We start from the raw sequence: 17,818 nt of genomic DNA on the forward strand, positions 1-17,818 counted from the left end.
TCTCGCGATCCTATTCGGCGGCTTGCGGAGCGCGCATGCCGTTCTCCGTTTCAACGGCAGGCTGGTCGGCGAGCGCCGGTTGCTCGCCATCAGGCAGCCCCCGCCCCTTCACCAGCCCGAAGATCGCCGGGATCACGATCAGCGTCAGCAATGTCGACGAGATCATCCCGCCGATCATCGGCAGCGCGATGCGCTGCATGATTTCGGATCCCGCGCCGGTGCTCCACATGATCGGCAGCAGGCCCGCCATGATGGCGACCACCGTCATCATCTTGGGCCGGACGCGCTCGACCGCGCCCACCATGATGGCGTCATGGAGATCGCGCCGGGTGAAGACCCCGCCCTCGGCGTCGCGCCTCGCCTTCATCTCGGCCAGCGCGTGATCGAGGTAGATCAGCATCACGACCCCGGTCTCGGCAGCAACGCCGGCGAGCGCGATGAAGCCGACGGCGACCGCGACGGACAGGTTGAAGCCAAACCACCACATCATCCAGATGCCGCCGACCAGCGCGAAAGGCAGCGACAGCATCACGATCAGCGTCTCGGTCAGCGCCCTGAAGTTCAGGTAGAGCAGCAGGAAGATGATCGTGAGCGTGACGGGCACGACGATCTTGAGGCGCGCCGCCGCGCGCTGGAGATATTCGTACTGGCCGCTCCAGACGACATAGGTGCCGGCGGGAAACTGGATGCTCTCCGTCACCGCGCGTTGCGCGTCCGCGACGTAGCTGCCGATGTCGCGATCGCGGATGTCGACATAGATGTAGGTCGCCAGCTGGCCGTTCTCGGTCCGGATCGAGGTCGGCCCCCGCGCCGGCTCGACCTTGGCGACCTCGCCGAGCGGCACGGCGCCGCCCGCCGGCATCGGCACCAGGATATCGCTCGCGATCGCCTTGGGATTGTCGCGCAGGTCACGCGGATAGCGCATGTTCACCGTGAAGCGCTGGCGGCCTTCCACGGTCGTCGTGACCGTCTGGCCGCCGAGCGCGGCCGCGATGGTGTCCTGAACGTCCTGGATCAGGATGCCGTAGCGCGCGAGCGCCTCGCGGTCCGGGACGATCTCGAGATAGTAGCCGCCGATACCGCGCTCGGCGTAGGCCGACGACGTGCCCGGGACAGTCTTGATCACCCGCTCGACCTGCCGCGCCAGCCGGTCGATCTCGACGAGGTCGGTGCCCATGACCTTGACGCCGACAGGCGTGCGGATGCCCGTCGACAACATGTCGATGCGGGCCTTGATCGGCATGGTCCAGGCGTTCGAGACGCCGGGGAACTGCAGCGCCTTGTCCATCTCCGCGATCAGGCTGTCGAGGGTGACACCGGGACGCCACTGCTCTTTCGGCTTCAGATTGACCACCGTCTCGAACATTTCGGTCGGTGCCGGATCGGTCGCGGTCGCCGCCCGTCCCGCCTTGCCGTAGACGGAGGCGACCTCGGGGAACGACTTGATGATGCGATCCTGCGTCTGCATCAACTCGGCCGCCTTGGTCACGGAGATGCCGGGCAGCGTCGTCGGCATGTAGAGCAACGTGCCCTCGTTCAGCGCCGGCATGAACTCGGTGCCGAGCTGCCGCGCCGGCCATGTCGTGACGGCGAGGATTGCGAGGCAGGCCAGGATCACCAGCGTCCTGGCGCGAAGCACGCCCTTGATCACGGGCCGGTAGATCCAGATCAGGAAACGATTGATGACATTCCGGCTCTCCGGGACGATCCGGCCGCGGACGAAGATCACCATCAGCGCCGGCACCAGCGTGACGGACAAGAGGGCAGCGGCGGCCATCGAGAAGGTCTTGGTGAACGCCAGCGGGCTGAACAGCCGCCCCTCCTGCGATTCCAGCGTGAAGATCGGCATGAACGACACGGTGATGATCAGCAGGCTGAAGAACAGCGCAGGCCCCACTTCGGAGGCGGCATCGATCAGGATCTGCACGCGCGATTGGCCGGGCTCGGCGCGTTCGAGGTGCTTGTGGGCATTCTCGATCATGACGATCGCGGCATCGACCATGGCGCCGATCGCAATCGCGATGCCACCTAAGCTCATGATGTTGGAGCCGAGGCCGAGCAGCTTCATGGCGCCGAATGCCATCAGCACGCCGACCGGCAGCATCAGGATCGCGACCAGCGCGCTGCGGACGTGCAGCAGGAACACGATGCAGACCAGCGCGACGACGATGCTCTCCTCGAACAGCGTGTGCTTGAGCGTGTCGATGGCCGCGTAGATCAGGTTCGAGCGATCGTAGACCGGGACGATCTCGACCGATGCCGGCAGGCTGCTCGCGATCTCCTTGAAGCGCTTCTTGACGTTCTCGATGACGTCGAGCGCGTTGACGCCGAAGCGCTGCAGCACGATGCCGCTGGCGACTTCGCCCTCGCCGTTCAGCTCGGTGATGCCCCTGCGCTCGTCCGGTCCGAGCTCGACATTGGCGACGTCGCGGAGCAGCACCGGCGTTCCGCCGGAGGTCTTCAGCACGATGTTGCCGAGATCGTTGATGCTCTTGATATAGCCCTTGCCGCGGATGACGTATTCGAACTCGGCGAGCTCGACGGTGCGCCCGCCGACATCGGCGTTGCTGGCGCGGATCGCCTCACGAATTTTTTGCATGCTGATGCCGCGATCGCGCATCCGCTGCGGGTCGAGCACCACGTTGTACTGCTTGACGAAGCCGCCGATGCTGGCGACCTCGGCGACGCCTTCGGCCTTGGCCAGCGCGAACTTCAGATTCCAGTCCTGGATCGTGCGGGTGTCCGCCAGGTTCAATTCCTTCGACAGGACCGCATACTGGTAGACCCAGCCGACGCCGGTGGCGTCGGGACCGATGGTCGGGGTGACGCCGGCAGGAAGCCGCGAAGCCGCGCCGTTCAAAAATTCCAGGACGCGCGAGCGCGCCCAATAGATGTCGGTGCCGTCCTCGAAGATCACGTAGACGAACGAGGCGCCGAAGAAGGAGAAGCCGCGCACGACTTTCGATTTCGGCACGGTCAGCATCGCCGTCGTCAAGGGATAGGTGACCTGGTCCTCGATCACCTGCGGCGCCTGGCCGGGATATTCGGTGTAGACGATGACCTGGGTGTCGGAGAGATCAGGGATCGCATCCAGCGGCAGGTGGATCAGCGCATAGAGACCGGCGGCGGCCGCAAAACCGGTGCCGAACAGCACCAGCAGCAGATTGCGCGCCGACCAGGCGATGATGCGGGCGATCATTTGCGCTCTCCCGCCGCATGGCCCGCATCGGACGCCTGAGGCGCTCCTTCCGCAAAACCCTTGAGCGCGGCCTTCAGATTGCTTTCCGCATCGATCAGGAAGGTGGCGGATGTGACCACCGCCTCGCCGTCGGCAAGCCCGTCCCGCACCTCGATGTAGCCGCCGCCACGCCGGCCGAGCTTCACCTCGCGCGGCTCGAAGCGCCCTTTCCCCTTGTCCACGAGGACGGCCTGCCGCGTGCCGGTGTCGAGCACCGCGCTATCCTGGATCGCCAGCACGGGCGCGGCGTCGGCCGTGTCGATCTCGGCATCGACATACATGTCCGGCAGCAGCGCCGCATCGGGATTGGCAAGCTCGATCCGGACGCGAACCGTCCTCGTGTCGCGGTTCACCTGCGGATAGACGATTGCGATCTTGCCGCTGAAGATGCGGCCGGCAAAGCTCCGCGCGCGCACCGCCACGGACTGCCCCACCGCGATATGACCGAGATCGCGTTCGGCGATATCGACGAGGGCCCAGACGACCGAGGTATCCGCAATCCGGAACAGCACGTCGCCGGGATTGGCGCGCATGCCTTCGATCGCGTTGCGCTCGAGCACGATGCCGTCGCGCGGCGCCGACCAATGGATGGTGACGGGCGCGCGGCGCGTCTTCTCCATCTCGGCGATGACCTGCTCGGGCACGTCGAGATTGACCAGCCGTTGCCGCGAGCCGCGGCCATACATCTCGACGCCGCCCACCGTCTTGGAGGTGATCGTCGCAAGATATTCCGCCGCGGCGGACGCAACCGCCGAACTGTAGATCTCCATCAGCGGCTGGCCCGCCTTCACACGCGTGCCGGTGGTGACGTCGGCGACCTTCTGCACGAAGCTTTCGGCGCGCATCGCGATGACAGAGACGCGGCGCTCGTCGAGCTGGATCGTGCCGGGTGCCTTGACCGTGACGCGGATCGTCCGTCGTTCGACCGGCTCGGACTTCACGCCGGTGCGCTGGATCTTGCCCGGCGAGAGCTTGACCGTGCCGTCGTCGGCCTCGTCGCCTTCGTAGACGGGGACGTAGTTCATCCCCATCGGGTCCTTCTTCGGCACCGGCGAGGTGTCGGGCAGGCCCATGGGGTTGCGGTAGTACAGGATTTTTCGCCAGGAAGTCGCCTGCGGTGGCTTTGGTGCCGTCGCAGGCGCCTGACCGTCTTCATAGACCGGCAGATAATCCCGGCCACGGTCGTCCTGCTTCGGACTAGCGGACCAGAGTGGCGCGCCGCTGGGGTCACGATAGTAGAGCGGAGTTCGGTCCGCTTGAGCTGCAGCCGGGGTCGCCTCGGCATGAGCGGACCAGCGTCCGTGCGAGGACCAGTATGCGCCCACGGCCAGGCCACCGGCCAGCGCGAGAAGTGTCAGGAGACGCAGCGTCTTCATGGTGTGTCTTCGCGCGCTTGGCACGCGTCCATGTGAGGGGAAGGAGAAAATTCGGACGCCGCAAGCAGCGTCCGCACGCTCACTTGGTCGCCGTGACGATCACCTTGCCGGTGACGGTCTCGGGCTCGCCCTGCACTTTCGCCGACAGCGTCACCTGATAGCGGCCGGCCATCGGCAGGTCCGTCCGGAAGGCGTAGACGCCCGGCTCCTGCGACGGAAGCGGCGCGACCGCCGATTCCATCTCGGCCATCCCGTCCGGGGCCATGTCGACGCGGGTCTTGAAGATGACGGCGTCCGCCACCGGCTTGCCGGTTTGCTTGTTGGTCAGGCGAATCGAGAGCGTGACGTCGTCGCCCTTCTTCATTTGCGCAGTGACGGGCTCGAAGGCGTAGTCACTGGGGCCCGCCATCGCGGCGGAGGCGGCAAGCGAAAGGGTGGCGGCGAGCGCCGCGGTGCTGAATTTGGAAAGCATTGTCCTGTCCTCATGATCTGATTTTTCGCCGTGGCGCATGAAGCGCGCACGTCAGTTGTCGTCGCGCGCAAACGTGCTGCGCGCGTTCGGCTGTTGCGAGATCAGATTCGAGGAGGTCGGAAGGGAGGACTGCTGCCGCGGACGGAGACGACCTGATCCTCGGGGATGGCGATCGTGCTCACCGCTACGGCGAAATGCCCGAAGACGACGGGCCTGATGGCATCGAGCGCGATGGTGCCGCCGACGCAGCAGAAACCCATCCCGCATTTGTAGCCGATAGTCTGGGAGGGCGTCCCCTTCATGTCGGGGCAGCAATCGTCCATCGCCATCCCGGCGTCGCTGCCCATCTGCATGGTCGCCGGCATATCGTCCGACGACATGGCAAGCCCGGATGCGGACGCGCCAACGGGCAGCATCGCCAGGGATATGGCGATTGCGAATGCCAGGATGGTACGGACGAGGCGCATCTTTATCGAGTTACCTTATCAAGGTCGCAGCGTAACTCTCGTAGCATATCCCAGTGCCGGTGGCGCTTGTTGATCCGGATCAAGCATTCGTGACCAGGGCCGGCCGGTACCGACCCTGCCGCCGGCCCGGGTCAGATCTTCGGGATCTTCGCGCGCTCGACCACGCCGGTCCATTTGGCGATCTCGGTCTCGATCAGCTTCTTCATCTCCTCCGGCGAGCTGCCGCGGACCTCGCCGCCGACGGCGGTCTCCAGACGCTGCCTGAGCTCGGGATCCCCGAGTGCGTCCAGCGTCGCGGCATTGAGCGCGGCGATGATGGCGGACGGCGTTCCCTTGGGCGCCAGCAGGCCAGCCCAGGTGCGCACGTCGTAGCCCTTGATGCCGGCTTCCTGCACGGTCGGGACATCGGGCAGCAACGCAGTGCGCGTCGGCGAGGTCACCGCCAGGCCACGGATCGCGCCGCTCTGGATCTGCGGGGCCAGCAGCACGGGCGTGCCGACGATGACGGGAACGTCACCACCGAGCAGCGCGGTGGTGGACTGCGAATCGCCGCGATACGGCACGTGCACGATCTCGATGCCGGCTGTGGCGTTGAGCAATTCTCCCGCAAGATGATGCGTGCTGCCGAAGCCGACCGATCCGAAGCTGAGTGAACCCGGCTTGGCCTTGGCCATGGCGATGAGCTCACCCAGCGATTTTGCGGGATAGTCGCTGCGCACGGCGATGACGAGCGCGTAGTAGACCAGCGTCGAGATCATCTCGAAGCTTTCGGCCGGCTGATAGGCGAGGCTCTTGTAGGTCGCCGCGGAAATCGCGTGCGCGCCGGTGACGAGGCCGAGCGTATAACCGTCGGGCGCCGCCTTGGCGACCGCATCCGCCGCGATGTTGCCGCCGGCGCCCGGCTTGGCCTCGACGATGATCGGCTGCCCGAGCTTCTTCGACAGCCCGTCGGCGATGATTCGCGACAGCGTGTCGGCGGCGCCGCCGGCGGCAAAGCCATGCAGCAGGCGGATCGGACGCGACGGATAATTGTCCGCCCATGCAGGGCCGGTCACCAGACAACCGCCGAGAAAAACGCCAAGAAAGACGCCGAGCAGAAAAATGGCCGCAGCAAGCCGCTTCATCCCTCGCATGGATGCTTCTCCCTCAATTGTCATGTCGTTGGCCGCAACGCGCGCGGCGTCGTTCAGGTCGAATTGAATTCGCTAGCGCGCAAACTCCGTGCATTCAGGCGATGGCGGCATGCCCCAGACGTCGCGCGGCAGCCCGACCCATACCTTCGGCCGCTGCGGACGATCGCGATGCCAGGGACGCGGCTCGAAATAGCCGAGCTCCTCGTCCACCATCCGGTCGAGGTCATGAAACAACTCGACCAGATGCCCATCGGGATTGCGGTGATAGATCGCCGTGTTGTGCCCGGGGCCGTGACGCACCGGTCCCCAAAGCACCGGGAGCTTGTGACGCGCGAGATGGTCGCAGGCCCGATGCATGTGGTCGGGGCCCCGCAGCTCGAACGCGAAGTGATGAAGACTGCGGACCGGGGCGCGGGCGAAGTTGAGCGTGTGATGCTCGAAGCCGCTGCGCATGAAGACGAAGCGATCCTCGATCCAGTCTGAGACGCGCAGGCCCATGAATTTGGCATAGAACTCCGAGGCCGCGCGCGGATCGGGCGTGCGAAGCGCGACATGGCCGAGCTTGGCGACCGCGAGGGCGCCGATCCGCTCCTGCGCGGGCGTGGGCGTCCAGCTCTGGATCAGCTCGAAGCGCGTGCCCTCTGGATCCGTGAACGACAGCAGCCGGGACACACCAGGCAGGGGATCGCTCCGAAGCTCGGGCCGTAAGTCCGCCTGCTTCAGCGCGGCGCCCAGCGCCTCGATCTGGACCTCCGGGGAGATCTCAAAGGCGATGCTGCTAAGTAGCGCATCGCCGGGCTCGATCACGAGCGAGAGCTGCTCGGAATCGCTGGCGAGGAAAATGCGGTCTCCGTCGCGGGCAACGAGGCCAAGTCCGATCACGCCGCGATAATAGTCGAGCAGCCGCTCCGGATCGGGCGAGGTGAAGGTCGCGTGTCGCAGCCGGGTGAAGCGTGCAATGGGTGCTTGTGTCATCGTGCGGTCCATCCCCTCATGGAATCATGATGATCTTGCCGAGCGCGGAGCCCTGCTCCAGCAACGTATGCGCCTTGCTGACTTCGTCGAGCCTCAGTACCGCCGAGATCGCCGGCTTGATCGCATTGCGGCTCAAGGCCTCGATCACGCTGCGCATCAGGGCACGGCGTCCGTCACGATCGTGGTCGTAGATGTGGAAGGAGAAGCAGCGGATCGCCGGACAGATGTCGAGATGATCGCGCATCGCCGCCATCAGATTTTCTTCCGGCAAACCGGCGAAGGCGTTGTAGGACAGCAGCGTGCCCCATTTGCCGAGCGCGCCGAGATAAGAGGTGAACTCGGGCCCGCAGACGTGATCGAGCACGAGGCCGACGCCCTCGCCATCCGTCAGCTCGCGGGTGCGCGCCACGACATCCTCGCTCCGGTAGAAGATGACGTGATCGGCGCCGTTCGCCCTGGCGAACGCGGCCTTCTCTTCAGTCGAGACCGTGCCGATGACGGTCATCCCGGCAAGCTTGGCCAGCTGCACCAGCGCCGTGCCGACGCCGCCGGCAGCTCCAATCACCAGCGCGCTTGCGGGCGCGCGCGGATGGCGGCACTCGTGCAGCAGTGCGTAAGCGACCTGGTAGTTCGACAAGCACACGGCCGCTTGCAGATCGACATTGTCCGGCAGCGCGTGAACGGCATCCGCGGGCGCGACCACGACGTCGGCATAGCAGCCGCCGCGCTGGGACAGATCGCGCGCGCTCAGCAGCACCTTCTGGCCGATGGCAAAGCCCTCGACGCCGGACCCGAGCGCGGAAATGCGCCCCGCGACGTCGTTGCCGGGATTGGCCGGCAGCGGCGGCATCCATTTGTAGACGCCGCGCCGGATCAGCACGTCGGGTTGACCGACCCCGAACGCCTCGGCCCGGATTTGCACCTGGCCGGCTCCGGGCAGAGGCACCGGAAGCTCGACCAATTCGAGTGCATCCGGCCCACCCGGCTGACGCACCAGCACCGCCCTCATGACTTCACGCGCTCCCTGGGACCATATTTTCGAAAATCATACCGTTTACGAAAATTATTGCAAGATGGTCGTTAGCGCGGCATGTTGAGGCATCGATTCAGCGACAGGTCCCATGCCCGAGAGCGCCGTCCGCCCCCGCAAGGAATTCGGCAAGACCATCGCCGCCGACATCACGCATCGGCTGCGCGAGGAGATCATTGCCTGCGCCCTTCCGCCCGGCGAGCCGCTGCGCTTCGACGTGCTGCGCGAACGCTTCGGCGCCAGTTTTACCACGCTGCGCGAGGCGCTGACCGCGCTCGCCGCCGAAGGCCTGGTCGATGCCCAGGAGCAGCGCGGCTTTCGCGTGGCGCCGGTCAGCCGCCAGGATCTGGTGGAGGTCACCGATGCAAGGGTGCTGATCGAGGTGGAATTGATCCGCCGCTCGATCGAGCGGGGCGATGACGATTGGGAAATCGCCGTGATCTCCACACTGCACCGATTGAAGCGGATCGAGCAGCGCGATCCCGAGCATCCCCTGCGCGATCCCGAGTGGAAGATCGCGCATCGCCAGTTCCACCAGGCGCTGGTCTCCGCCTGCGGCTCGGCGACGCTGCTCGCCATTCGCGCCGAGCTGTTCGACCGTGCCGAACGCTACCGGCATCTCTCCGCCAATTTCAGGCCGCGCCCGCGCGACAAGGCCGGCGAGCACCAGGCGATCATGCAGGCCGCCATCTCACGCAACGCGGATCTCGCCGTGCAGTTGATCGAGACCCATATCCGCTCGACCTCCGACAACGTCGCCAAATACGCCGGCCATCTGCTCGACGCCGAATAGGAGACCTGCATCTTCACGCGGTGGGCTTGCGCCCGGCCTAATTTTCGAAAATAATACATCAGATCGAAAATCGAAACCGTTAGGGCGAAATCATGAAGCTGCTGTCGTTCTTGGATGGAAATCGGGAAAGCTGGGGCGCCGTTGTCGAAAACCGCGTGGTGGATCTGGGCCGCGCCCTGCCCCAGTACCCCACGCTCGCGGACTTTCTCGGCAGCGATGACTACGCCAGGCGCGAGGCGATCGTCGCCGGGCACAAGCCCACGCTGGCGCTGAGCGACGTCAAATACCTGCCGGTGATCCCGCGGCCTGAGAAGATCGTCTGCGCCGTGCGCAATTATCTCGACCACCACAACGAAGCCGTGGCGTTCGGCATGAAGCGCGAGATCACGGAATTTCCGCCGATCTTCCTGCGGGTCTGGCGTTCCCAGGTTGCGCACAACGCGCCGGTGATCCGGCCGAAGGTCTCGGACAATTTCGATTGGGAGGGCGAGCTCGCCGTCGTCATCGGCAAGGGCGGCCGTCATATCAGCCAGACCGATGCATGGAATCATGTCGCGGGCTATTCGATCTACAACGACGTCAGCGTGCGCGACTGGCAGCGCCACGCCCAGCAGATCGCCTCCGGCAAGAACTTCGTCGGCACCGGCCCGTTCGGACCGTGGCTGGTCACGCCGGACGAGATCGGCGATCCCACGAAGCTCAAGCTGGAGACGCGCGTCAACGGCGCGACCGTACAGTCCTCCGACACCTCGATGCTGATCTTCTCGATCCCGCGGCTGATCGAATATTGCTCGACGATCTTCGATCTCGTCCCCGGCGACGTCATCGCCACCGGCACGCCGGCCGGCGTCGGCTTCACCCGCAAGCCGCCGATCTTCCTCAAGCCCGGCGATTTGGTCGAGGTCGAGATCGAGAACATCGGCGTGCTCAGCAATCCCGTCGTGGACGAGGCCTAGCTTCAGCATGTCGTCCTACGATATTCGAAAGACCGCGCTCAGCGTCGAGACCATCTGGCATGAGCGCGGCCCACGGCTGGAGAAGCCGCTGCTGGTCGGAACCGCCGTCGCGGTGATCCGCAATCCCTTCGCCGGCCGCTATGAGCCCGATCTGATGCCGTTCCAGGCGGCCTTGCGTGAGCTCGGACGCGAGCTCGCTGGCGCGCTGATCGCACAGCTCGGCGGTGCGCCGCGGATCGAAGCCTATGGCAAGGGCATCATCGTCGGCGAAGACGGCGAGCTCGAGCATGGCGCCGTCTGGCATGAAGCCGGCGGTCACGGCATGCGCGAGGTGCTGGGTCAACCCAAAGCAATCGTGCCGGCGGCGAAGACCATCGGCGGTCCGGGCACGCGCCTGATGGTGCCGCTCGGCCACATCCACGCCGCCTATGTCCGCAGCCATTTCGGCACCGCGGAGATGACGCTGTGGGACGCGCCGCGGCGCGACGAGATCGCCTTCGGCCTCGTGATGGCGACCGGCGGCCGCCCGCATGCCCGCATCGGCGGCCTCGAGGCGTCGGAGATCTCCGTGCATGACGGGCAGCGCTGAGCGCCGCCCGTCTCCGCGTCACAGGAAGCCGGTCGAGATCCACGGGATCGCCGCGACGATCAGCGTGCCGATCAGCAGGGCCACGATATAGCCGACGATCGGCTTGATACCCTCGTCGGGACTGATGCGGCTGATGGCGCAGGCCGCGTAATAGCCGACCCCGAATGGCGGGGCGAACAGGCCGATACCCATCGCGAGCACGACGACCATCGCGTAGTGCACTTCGTGCACGCCGACCTGGCGGGCGATCGGAAACAATAGCGGCCCGAACAGGACGATGGCGGGGATGCCTTCCAGCACGCTGCCCAGAATGACGAAGGCGAGGATCGTCACGCCGAGAAAGACAGGCGTTCCGCCCGGCAGCGCCGTCATGAACTTTGCAAGCGAGGCCGAGAAACCCGATTGCGTCAGAGCCCACGCCATCCCTGTCGCAGCGCCGATGATCAGCAGGATCGCGCCGGACAATGACGCGGTCTCCACCAGCATTGGGTAGAGGCGGCGCCAGGAGAACTGACGATAAATCAGGAGCCCGGTGAGCACCGAGTAGACGATGCCGATGGTCGAAACTTCGGTCGCGGTGGCGACGCCCTCGACCACCGCGGCGCGGATGACGAAGGGCAGCGCCATTGCCGGGATGGCAATGACGAAGGCGCGGCCGATCTCCCTCCCCGTGGCCCGCTTCACATGCGACAGGTCCTCGCCCCGGTATCGCCACCAGACCACGGCGCAGAGACCGATGGCGAGCACGATGCCGGGCAGCAGCCCCCCGGTGAACAACGCCGCGATCGACACGCCCGTCACCGAGCCGATGGTGATCAAGACGAGCGACGGCGGAATGGTCTCGGTCTGGGCCCCGGTCGCCGCGAGCAGCGCCACGAGATCACCGGGCCTGGCGCCGCGCTTGGTCATCTCCGGAAACAGCACCGGCGCCACGGCGGCCATGTCCGCCGCCTTCGAGCCGGAGATGCCCGACACCAGGTACATTGCGCCGACCAGCACATAATGCAGGCCGCCGCGCACGTGGCCGAGCAGGCTGGCGAGAAAGCCGACCATGGCCCGCGCCATGCCGGTCATCTCGATCAGCAGGCCGAGGAACACGAAGAGCGGCACGGCCAGCAGGATCAGATGGCTCATGCCTTCGTCCATGCGACCAATGATGACCGCATCGGGCGTGTTCGTCGTCAGCGCCAGATATCCGACGGTGGCAAGACCGAAGGCAAAGGCGATCGGCACCGCCGCCAGCACCATGGCGCCGACGATGACCACGAAGAAGATCAGCAGGTTGAGATTGCCGAGCGGTTTCAACACCGGCGCGATGAGGACGAGCGCGGCGATGATGCCGGCGACGAGCGCCCCAGCCGCGAGCAGGCTGCGCAGGCTCGAGATGCGGGCGAGCCGCAGGACCGCCGCGACCAGCATCAATCCGATGCCAACGGGTAACGCGGCAGCCCGCCAGCTGTTGACGATTTCGAGCGCCGGCGTCGTGACGAACACCTCGTCGGCCGCGAACTCGTAGGCAGGGTGGACCACCAGCAGCAGGAATGCCAGCGATGCCGCGGCGGCAACGACGTCCAGGAAGGCACGTGCGTCGGGACGGAGCATGCCGATGATGGCCGTCATCCGCATGTGCTCACCGCGCTGGAACGCGATCACCGATCCCAGCATGGCGAGCCACAGGAACAGGATGCCGGCAAGCTCATCCACCCAGATGATCGGAGCGTGAAAGACATATCGTCCGACGATGCCGGCCGACAAAACGACGATCTCGGCGAGCACCAGGAGCGCCGCCGGGATCGCAACCACATGACCAAGCACCCTGTTGGCCGCGACGGCCCAGCGGTGCACACCGGATTGAGGCGCCGCACCCGCGGCGCCTTGATCGATCCCAGGCATATGGTTGATCGCGGTCATGACAGCTTGCCCGCCGCTTTCTCGAGCTGAGTCCAGGCCTCATCGCCGAACTTGGCCCTCCAGTCGGCGTAAAAGCTGGTCTTCGCCAGGGCCTGGCGGAATGCGCCGCGGTCGACGTCGATGAACTGCATGCCCTTGGCGGTCAGGTCGGAGCGCAAGGACTCGCTGAGCTTGGCGACGTCCGCACGCTCGTCCTTGGCCGAGCGATCCAGCTCGCGTGTCACGATCTGCTGCACATCCTTCGGCAGCTTTTCGAAGGCGCGCTTGTTGCCGAGGATCCAGTAATTGTCCCAGACATGCCCGGTCAGGGAACAGGTCTTCTGCACCTCGTACAGCCGGGCCGTCGCGATGATCGGCAGCGGATTTTCCTGACCGTCGACCACCTTGGTCTGGAGCGCGGAGTAAACCTCGTTGAAATTGATCGGCGCGGGGCCTGCCCCGAGCGCCTGGAACAACGACGTCAGATTGGGAGCGGCCGGCACGCGCAGCTTGAAGTTCTTGAGATCGTCCGGCGTCCTGATCTCGCGGCCGGACGACGTGACGTGGCGGAAGCCGTTATCCCAGGGGCTCGACACCGCCATGATCGGCGTGCGCGCGATCTGCGCGCGGATATAGGCGCCGAGCTCGCCATCCATCGCCTTCCAGACCGCGTCATAGTTCGTGAAGAGAAAGCCGAGGTTGACGATGCCTGCGGCCGGCACCAGCGTCGCGAGGATCAGCGAGGACAGGTTGAAGAACTCGACGCCGCCGTTGCGGACCTGCGTCAACAGGTCGGTATCCGATCCGAGCTGGTTCGCCGGGAACAGATTGATCTCGAGCCGGCCGCTCGTCGCCTCGCGAATGCGGTCGGCAGCTTCCTTGGCGCGGATGTTGACGGGATGCGTCGGATCCTGCCCCGTCGCAAGCTTGTAGGTGAATTCCGCGGCCGAGGCCGGGCGGGTGAGAATGGCACATAGCGGCACGGCGGCGCCGGCCATGAGCAACTTGCGGCGGCTGAGAGTTATCGGCTTGCGCAAGGTCATCGTTTCCTCCTGTCGAGCATGGATTGGTTGATGCAAAGGCGGCTCTTCACCGCCCGTGTTGCTGCTGGCCGGCTCTCGATGCGCCGGCATTGGACAGCAGCCGTCGTTCTTCGCAGCGGCGCGACGAAGCATGTCCGTCGTGGATCGGGAAGACGGGCTGCTAGCGCAGCCACTCCTTGATCTGCCGCTTCACTTCCGCGGTCGAGATGCCGTAGCGGTCGTGCAGCGTCGGCAGCGCGCCGGCGGCGAGAAACTCGTCGGGAAGTCCGATCTGCCGGAACGCGGGATGAACGCCCGCGCGCATCAGCAGCGTCGCCACGGCCTCGCCGAGCCCGCCGATCACTGTGTGATTCTCGGCGACGACGACGAGGCGGCCGGGCTTGCCCGCTTCGCGCAGGATCGCTTCGGTGTCGAGCGGCTTGATGGTCGGAACGTGCAGGACAGCCGCATCAATGCGGTCGTCCGACAAGGCCTGGGCCGCCTCCAGCGCGCGCATGGTCATGATGCCCGAGGAGATGATCAGGACGTCGCCACCGTCACGAAGCAACGCAGCCTTGCCGAGCTCGAACCGGTAATTGTACTCGTCGAGCACCAGCGGCACCTGTCCGCGCAGCAGGCGCATATAGACCGGTCCGCGATGCGCGGCGATCGCCGGCACGACCTGCTCGATCTCGTGCGCATCGCAGGGATCGATCACCGTCATGTTCGGCATCGCGCGGAACAGGGCGAGATCCTCGGCCGCCTGGTGGCTGGGTCCATAGCCCGAGGTCAGGCCGGGCAGCGCGCAGGCGATCTTCACGTTGCGGTCTTCTTCCGCAATGGTCTGGTGGATGAAGTCGTAAGCCCGGCGCGAGGCGAACACCGCGTAGGTCGTCGCGAACGGCATGAAGCCTTCGGCGGCGAGCCCCGAGGCTGCGGCGAACAGCAGCTGCTCGGCCATGCCCATCTGGTAGTAACGATCGGGAAAAGCCTGCGCGAAGATGTGCAGGTCGGTGTATTTGCCGAGATCGGCGGTCATGCCGACCACGTCCTCGCGGCTGCGGGCGAGCTCGACGAGCGCGTGGCCGAAGGGCGCGGGCTTGGTGCGCTGGCCCTCCGCTGCGATCGAGGCGATCATGGCCGACGTGGTCAGGCGCGGCTTTGCCGAGGGGGTCGATCCGGCGGACTTCATGACTGGTCTCCCGCGTTCAGTGCAGACAGCGCGAGCTGCCATTCATGCGGCTCGACGCGAATGAAATGGTTCTTCTCACGCTGCTCCAGGAAGGGAACGCCCTTGCCCATCAACGTGTCGGCGACGATCATGCGAGGCTTCGGCTCGGCATGCGCCGTCGCGGCATCGAAAGCCCCCACCACTGCGTCGAGATCGTTGCCATCGACGCGCTGCACGAACCAGCCGAAGGCTTCGAGCTTGTCGACCAGTGGCTCGAAGCCGAGCATCTGCTTGGAGGGACCGTCGGCCTGCTGATTGTTGACGTCGACGACTGCGATGATGTTGTCGAGCTTGTGATGGGCCGCCGACATGATGGCTTCCCATTTCGAGCCCTCGTCGAGCTCGCCGTCGGAGAACAGCGTGAAAATGCGCGCCGCCGATTTCTTGCGCTTCAGCCCGAGCGCCATGCCGACGGCAATGCCGAGGCCAAGGCCGAGCGAGCCGCCGGACATCTCCATGCCCGGGGTGTAGGAGGCCATGCCGGACATCGGCAGACGGCTCTCGTCGAAGCCATAGGTCGCGAGTTCCGCTTCCGGAATGATCCCGGCCTCGATCAGCGCCGCATAAAGTGCGATCGCATAGTGTCCGTTCGACAGCAGAAAGCGGTCGCGGCCTTCCCAGACCGGATCCTCGGCGCGAAAGCGCATCGCGTGGAAATAGGCCACCGCCAGCACGTCGGCGATGTCGAGCGCCTGGGCGATATAGCCCTGGCCCTGAACCTCGCCCATCAGCAAGGCGTTGCGGCGGATATTGCGGGCGCGCTGTGCCAGCGTCGGTGCGTTCGGGAGTGTCGGTTTTGCCATGTATATCTCCTCCTCGCCTAGTGGATCAGCATGCCGCCGTTCACGTCGATGACCGCACCGGTGACGTAGGCCGACAGGTCCGAGGCGAGGAAAGTGTAGATGCCCGCGACGTCGGCGGCCTCGCCGAGGCGGCCGAGCGGTATGCCCTCGAGGATCTTCGTCCGCATCTCGTCGGTGAGCTTGCCCGCGGTGATATCGGTGCCGATCAGGCCCGGCGTCACGCAGTTGACGCGGATACCGTCGGGCCCGAATTCGCGGGCCATCGCCTTGGCGAGGCCGAGCACGCCGGCCTTGGCTGCCGAGTAATGCGGTCCGCCGAAGATGCCGCCGCCGCGCTGGGCGGAGACCGACGACATGCACGCGATCGACCCGCTCCTGCGCTTGCGCATATGCGGGATCACCGCCTGCGACAGGAACAGGATGCCCTTCAAATTGACGTCCTGGATACGGTCCCAATCTTCAGGGGTGATGTCGAGAAGCTTCACCGGCTGCGTCACGCCCGCATTGTTGATGAGGATGTCGATCTGACCGAATTTCGCGATGACCGCTTCAACGGTCTTGATGCAGGCCTGCTTGTCGGTGACGTCCAAGGCGAGGCCAAGATGCGGCGCGCCAGTGCCGGATTCGAGTCCGCGCGCGGCGACTTCCGCGGCTGAACCGTCGATGTCGAGAATGGCGACCCGGGCGCCTTCGGCCGCAAAGCGGCGGGCCGTTGCAAGGCCGATGCCCCGCGGCGAGGCCGCTCCGGTGATGATGGCTGTCTTGCCGCGTAGCAGCATTGTGATCCTCCCTGAATGGCTGTTGCCGGCACCGACGGCGTCACTGTTCTTGACCCGTTGATTATGCCCCTGCCTCGTTTCCGACAAACGCGCTGTTGTCTTGCATAGGTGAATTTGGTTCACTCGTCGGATGCTGCTGTCCAGTATTCCGATATCATCCATCCGCGCGTTCGAGGCGGCCGCACGCACCGGCTCGTTCCGGGATGCGGCGAACGAACTTCATTTGACGCCGAGCGCGGTGAGCCACGCCATCCGCAAGCTCGAAAGCGCGATGGGCACGATATTGTTCGAGCGGAGCGCCCGCGCCGTCCGTCTGACGCCGGCGGGCGAGAACCTGATGCGTCATGCCGGCGCCGCCTTCGACAATCTGCGCCGCGGGATCGAAGAGGTCGCGGGCCGCGGCCCGCAATTGCTGAGAGTGCACTGCGCGCCGAGCTTTGCCGCGCAGTGGCTCGCCCCGCGCCTTGCCCGCTTCATGGCCGCAGAGCCCCAGCTCGAGGTCCGGCTCGCCGCCAGCACGGAATATGCCCGGTTCAGCAACGACGATTTCGACATCGACATCGTCTACGGGCAGCCGAGAGCCGAGGGAGTCGAGGTCATTCCGCTCGGCGAAGAGACCGTGACGCCGCTCTGCACGCCCGAGCTCGCGAAGAAAATCCGCAAGCCGAAGGACCTGCTCGATCAGGTGCTGATCCGCTCGGAAGTGAAGCAGGTGCAGTGGCACCAATGGTTCACCGCCAACGGGCTCGAGGCGCCTGCCATTCATGGCATGCGCTTCGATCGCAGCTTCCTGGCGATTGCGATGGCGTCGAGCGGCCTCGGCGTGACGCTGGAGTCAACCCGGCTTGCCGAACGCGAGATCGCCACAAGGCGGCTGGTTGCCCCCCTCGCCGGACGCTCCGTCGACATCCGCTATATCGGCCACCATCTGGTGTTCCCGCGCGCGAGCCAGCAGCGGCGACCGATCCGCGTCTTCGCCGAGTGGATCACGCGGGAGGTCGCGGTTGCCGGCCCGGCTTCAAGCCGATCGAGAGTCAAGTCGACGGGCTGACGGCTCCGACCGC

General features: G+C 65.7%; 16 protein-coding genes. 4 read left to right on the plus strand and 12 right to left on the minus strand.

Going from position 1 to position 17,818, the window contains the following annotated elements:
• Positions 1-10: 10 nt before the first annotated feature.
• The 7 genes from GDN70_RS26790 to GDN70_RS26820 form a co-directional block, all read right to left on the minus strand.
• Positions 11-3,199: an efflux RND transporter permease subunit gene (locus GDN70_RS26790; protein ID WP_028142972.1), complete on the minus strand. Its 3,189-nt coding sequence runs from the start codon at positions 3,197-3,199 to the stop codon at positions 11-13.
• Entirely contained in the window at positions 3,196-4,614 is a 1,419-nt protein-coding gene (locus GDN70_RS26795) for an efflux RND transporter periplasmic adaptor subunit (protein WP_038947845.1), read from the minus strand. Before GDN70_RS26795 ends, GDN70_RS26790 begins: the two co-directional genes overlap by 4 nt.
• A gap of 79 nt (positions 4,615-4,693) precedes the next feature.
• Positions 4,694-5,086: a FixH family protein gene (locus GDN70_RS26800; RefSeq protein WP_038947844.1), complete on the minus strand. Its 393-nt coding sequence runs from the start codon at positions 5,084-5,086 to the stop codon at positions 4,694-4,696.
• A 101-nt stretch (positions 5,087-5,187) separates the two neighbouring features.
• Entirely contained in the window at positions 5,188-5,553 is a 366-nt protein-coding gene (locus GDN70_RS26805) for a hypothetical protein (protein WP_028142969.1), read from the minus strand.
• A 131-nt stretch (positions 5,554-5,684) separates the two neighbouring features.
• A complete protein-coding gene (locus tag GDN70_RS26810; protein WP_038947843.1) occupies positions 5,685-6,686 on the minus strand; it encodes a tripartite tricarboxylate transporter substrate binding protein in 1,002 nt (333 codons plus the stop codon).
• Between the two features lie 72 nt (positions 6,687-6,758).
• Positions 6,759-7,661, minus strand: coding sequence for a VOC family protein (locus tag GDN70_RS26815; protein ID WP_038947842.1), 903 nt, complete (start codon positions 7,659-7,661; stop codon positions 6,759-6,761).
• 16 nt (positions 7,662-7,677) lie between these two features.
• Entirely contained in the window at positions 7,678-8,670 is a 993-nt protein-coding gene (locus tag GDN70_RS26820; protein ID WP_038971521.1) for a zinc-dependent alcohol dehydrogenase family protein, read from the minus strand.
• A 112-nt stretch (positions 8,671-8,782) separates the two neighbouring features.
• On the opposite strand from GDN70_RS26820, the gene GDN70_RS26825 reads away from it, so the two are divergent.
• From GDN70_RS26825 to GDN70_RS26835, 3 genes are all read left to right on the plus strand, one after another.
• Positions 8,783-9,484, plus strand: coding sequence for a GntR family transcriptional regulator (locus GDN70_RS26825; protein ID WP_028142965.1), 702 nt, complete (start codon positions 8,783-8,785; stop codon positions 9,482-9,484).
• 92 nt (positions 9,485-9,576) lie between these two features.
• Entirely contained in the window at positions 9,577-10,440 is an 864-nt protein-coding gene (locus GDN70_RS26830; protein WP_038971522.1) for a fumarylacetoacetate hydrolase family protein, read from the plus strand.
• Positions 10,441-10,447: 7 nt separating this feature from the next.
• Positions 10,448-11,029 carry an amino acid synthesis family protein gene (locus GDN70_RS26835; RefSeq protein ID WP_038947838.1) on the plus strand — a complete coding sequence of 194 codons (582 nt, stop codon included), beginning with the start codon at positions 10,448-10,450 and terminating at the stop codon, positions 11,027-11,029.
• 18 nt (positions 11,030-11,047) lie between these two features.
• Here the strand turns inward: GDN70_RS26835 and GDN70_RS26840 are convergent, their stop codons facing one another.
• The 5 genes from GDN70_RS26840 to GDN70_RS26860 all read right to left on the minus strand — a co-directional run bounded on the left by GDN70_RS26840 (position 11,048) and on the right by GDN70_RS26860 (position 16,754).
• Entirely contained in the window at positions 11,048-12,940 is a 1,893-nt protein-coding gene (locus GDN70_RS26840; protein ID WP_038947837.1) for a TRAP transporter large permease subunit, read from the minus strand.
• Positions 12,937-13,962 carry a TRAP transporter substrate-binding protein gene (locus tag GDN70_RS26845; protein ID WP_095426450.1) on the minus strand — a complete coding sequence of 342 codons (1,026 nt, stop codon included), beginning with the start codon at positions 13,960-13,962 and terminating at the stop codon, positions 12,937-12,939. Before GDN70_RS26845 ends, GDN70_RS26840 begins: the two co-directional genes overlap by 4 nt.
• A gap of 160 nt (positions 13,963-14,122) precedes the next feature.
• Positions 14,123-15,133, minus strand: a complete 1,011-nt coding sequence (locus GDN70_RS26850) for a transketolase family protein (protein WP_152103266.1) — start codon at positions 15,131-15,133, stop codon at positions 14,123-14,125.
• Positions 15,130-15,975 (minus strand): transketolase, encoded by an 846-nt coding sequence (locus GDN70_RS26855; RefSeq protein WP_152103267.1) that lies wholly within the window; start codon positions 15,973-15,975, stop codon positions 15,130-15,132. Before GDN70_RS26855 ends, GDN70_RS26850 begins: the two co-directional genes overlap by 4 nt.
• 17 nt (positions 15,976-15,992) lie before the next feature.
• Positions 15,993-16,754: an SDR family NAD(P)-dependent oxidoreductase gene (locus GDN70_RS26860; protein WP_152103268.1), complete on the minus strand. Its 762-nt coding sequence runs from the start codon at positions 16,752-16,754 to the stop codon at positions 15,993-15,995.
• 133 nt (positions 16,755-16,887) lie between these two features.
• Between GDN70_RS26860 and GDN70_RS26865 the strand changes: the two genes are divergently transcribed.
• Positions 16,888-17,805 (plus strand): LysR substrate-binding domain-containing protein, encoded by a 918-nt coding sequence (locus GDN70_RS26865; RefSeq protein ID WP_049801714.1) that lies wholly within the window; start codon positions 16,888-16,890, stop codon positions 17,803-17,805.
• Positions 17,806-17,818 lie beyond the last annotated feature (13 nt).

The sequence above is a fragment of the Bradyrhizobium sp. TM102 genome, from assembly GCF_009176685.1.
Taxonomy (GTDB): domain Bacteria; phylum Pseudomonadota; class Alphaproteobacteria; order Rhizobiales; family Xanthobacteraceae; genus Bradyrhizobium; species Bradyrhizobium ottawaense.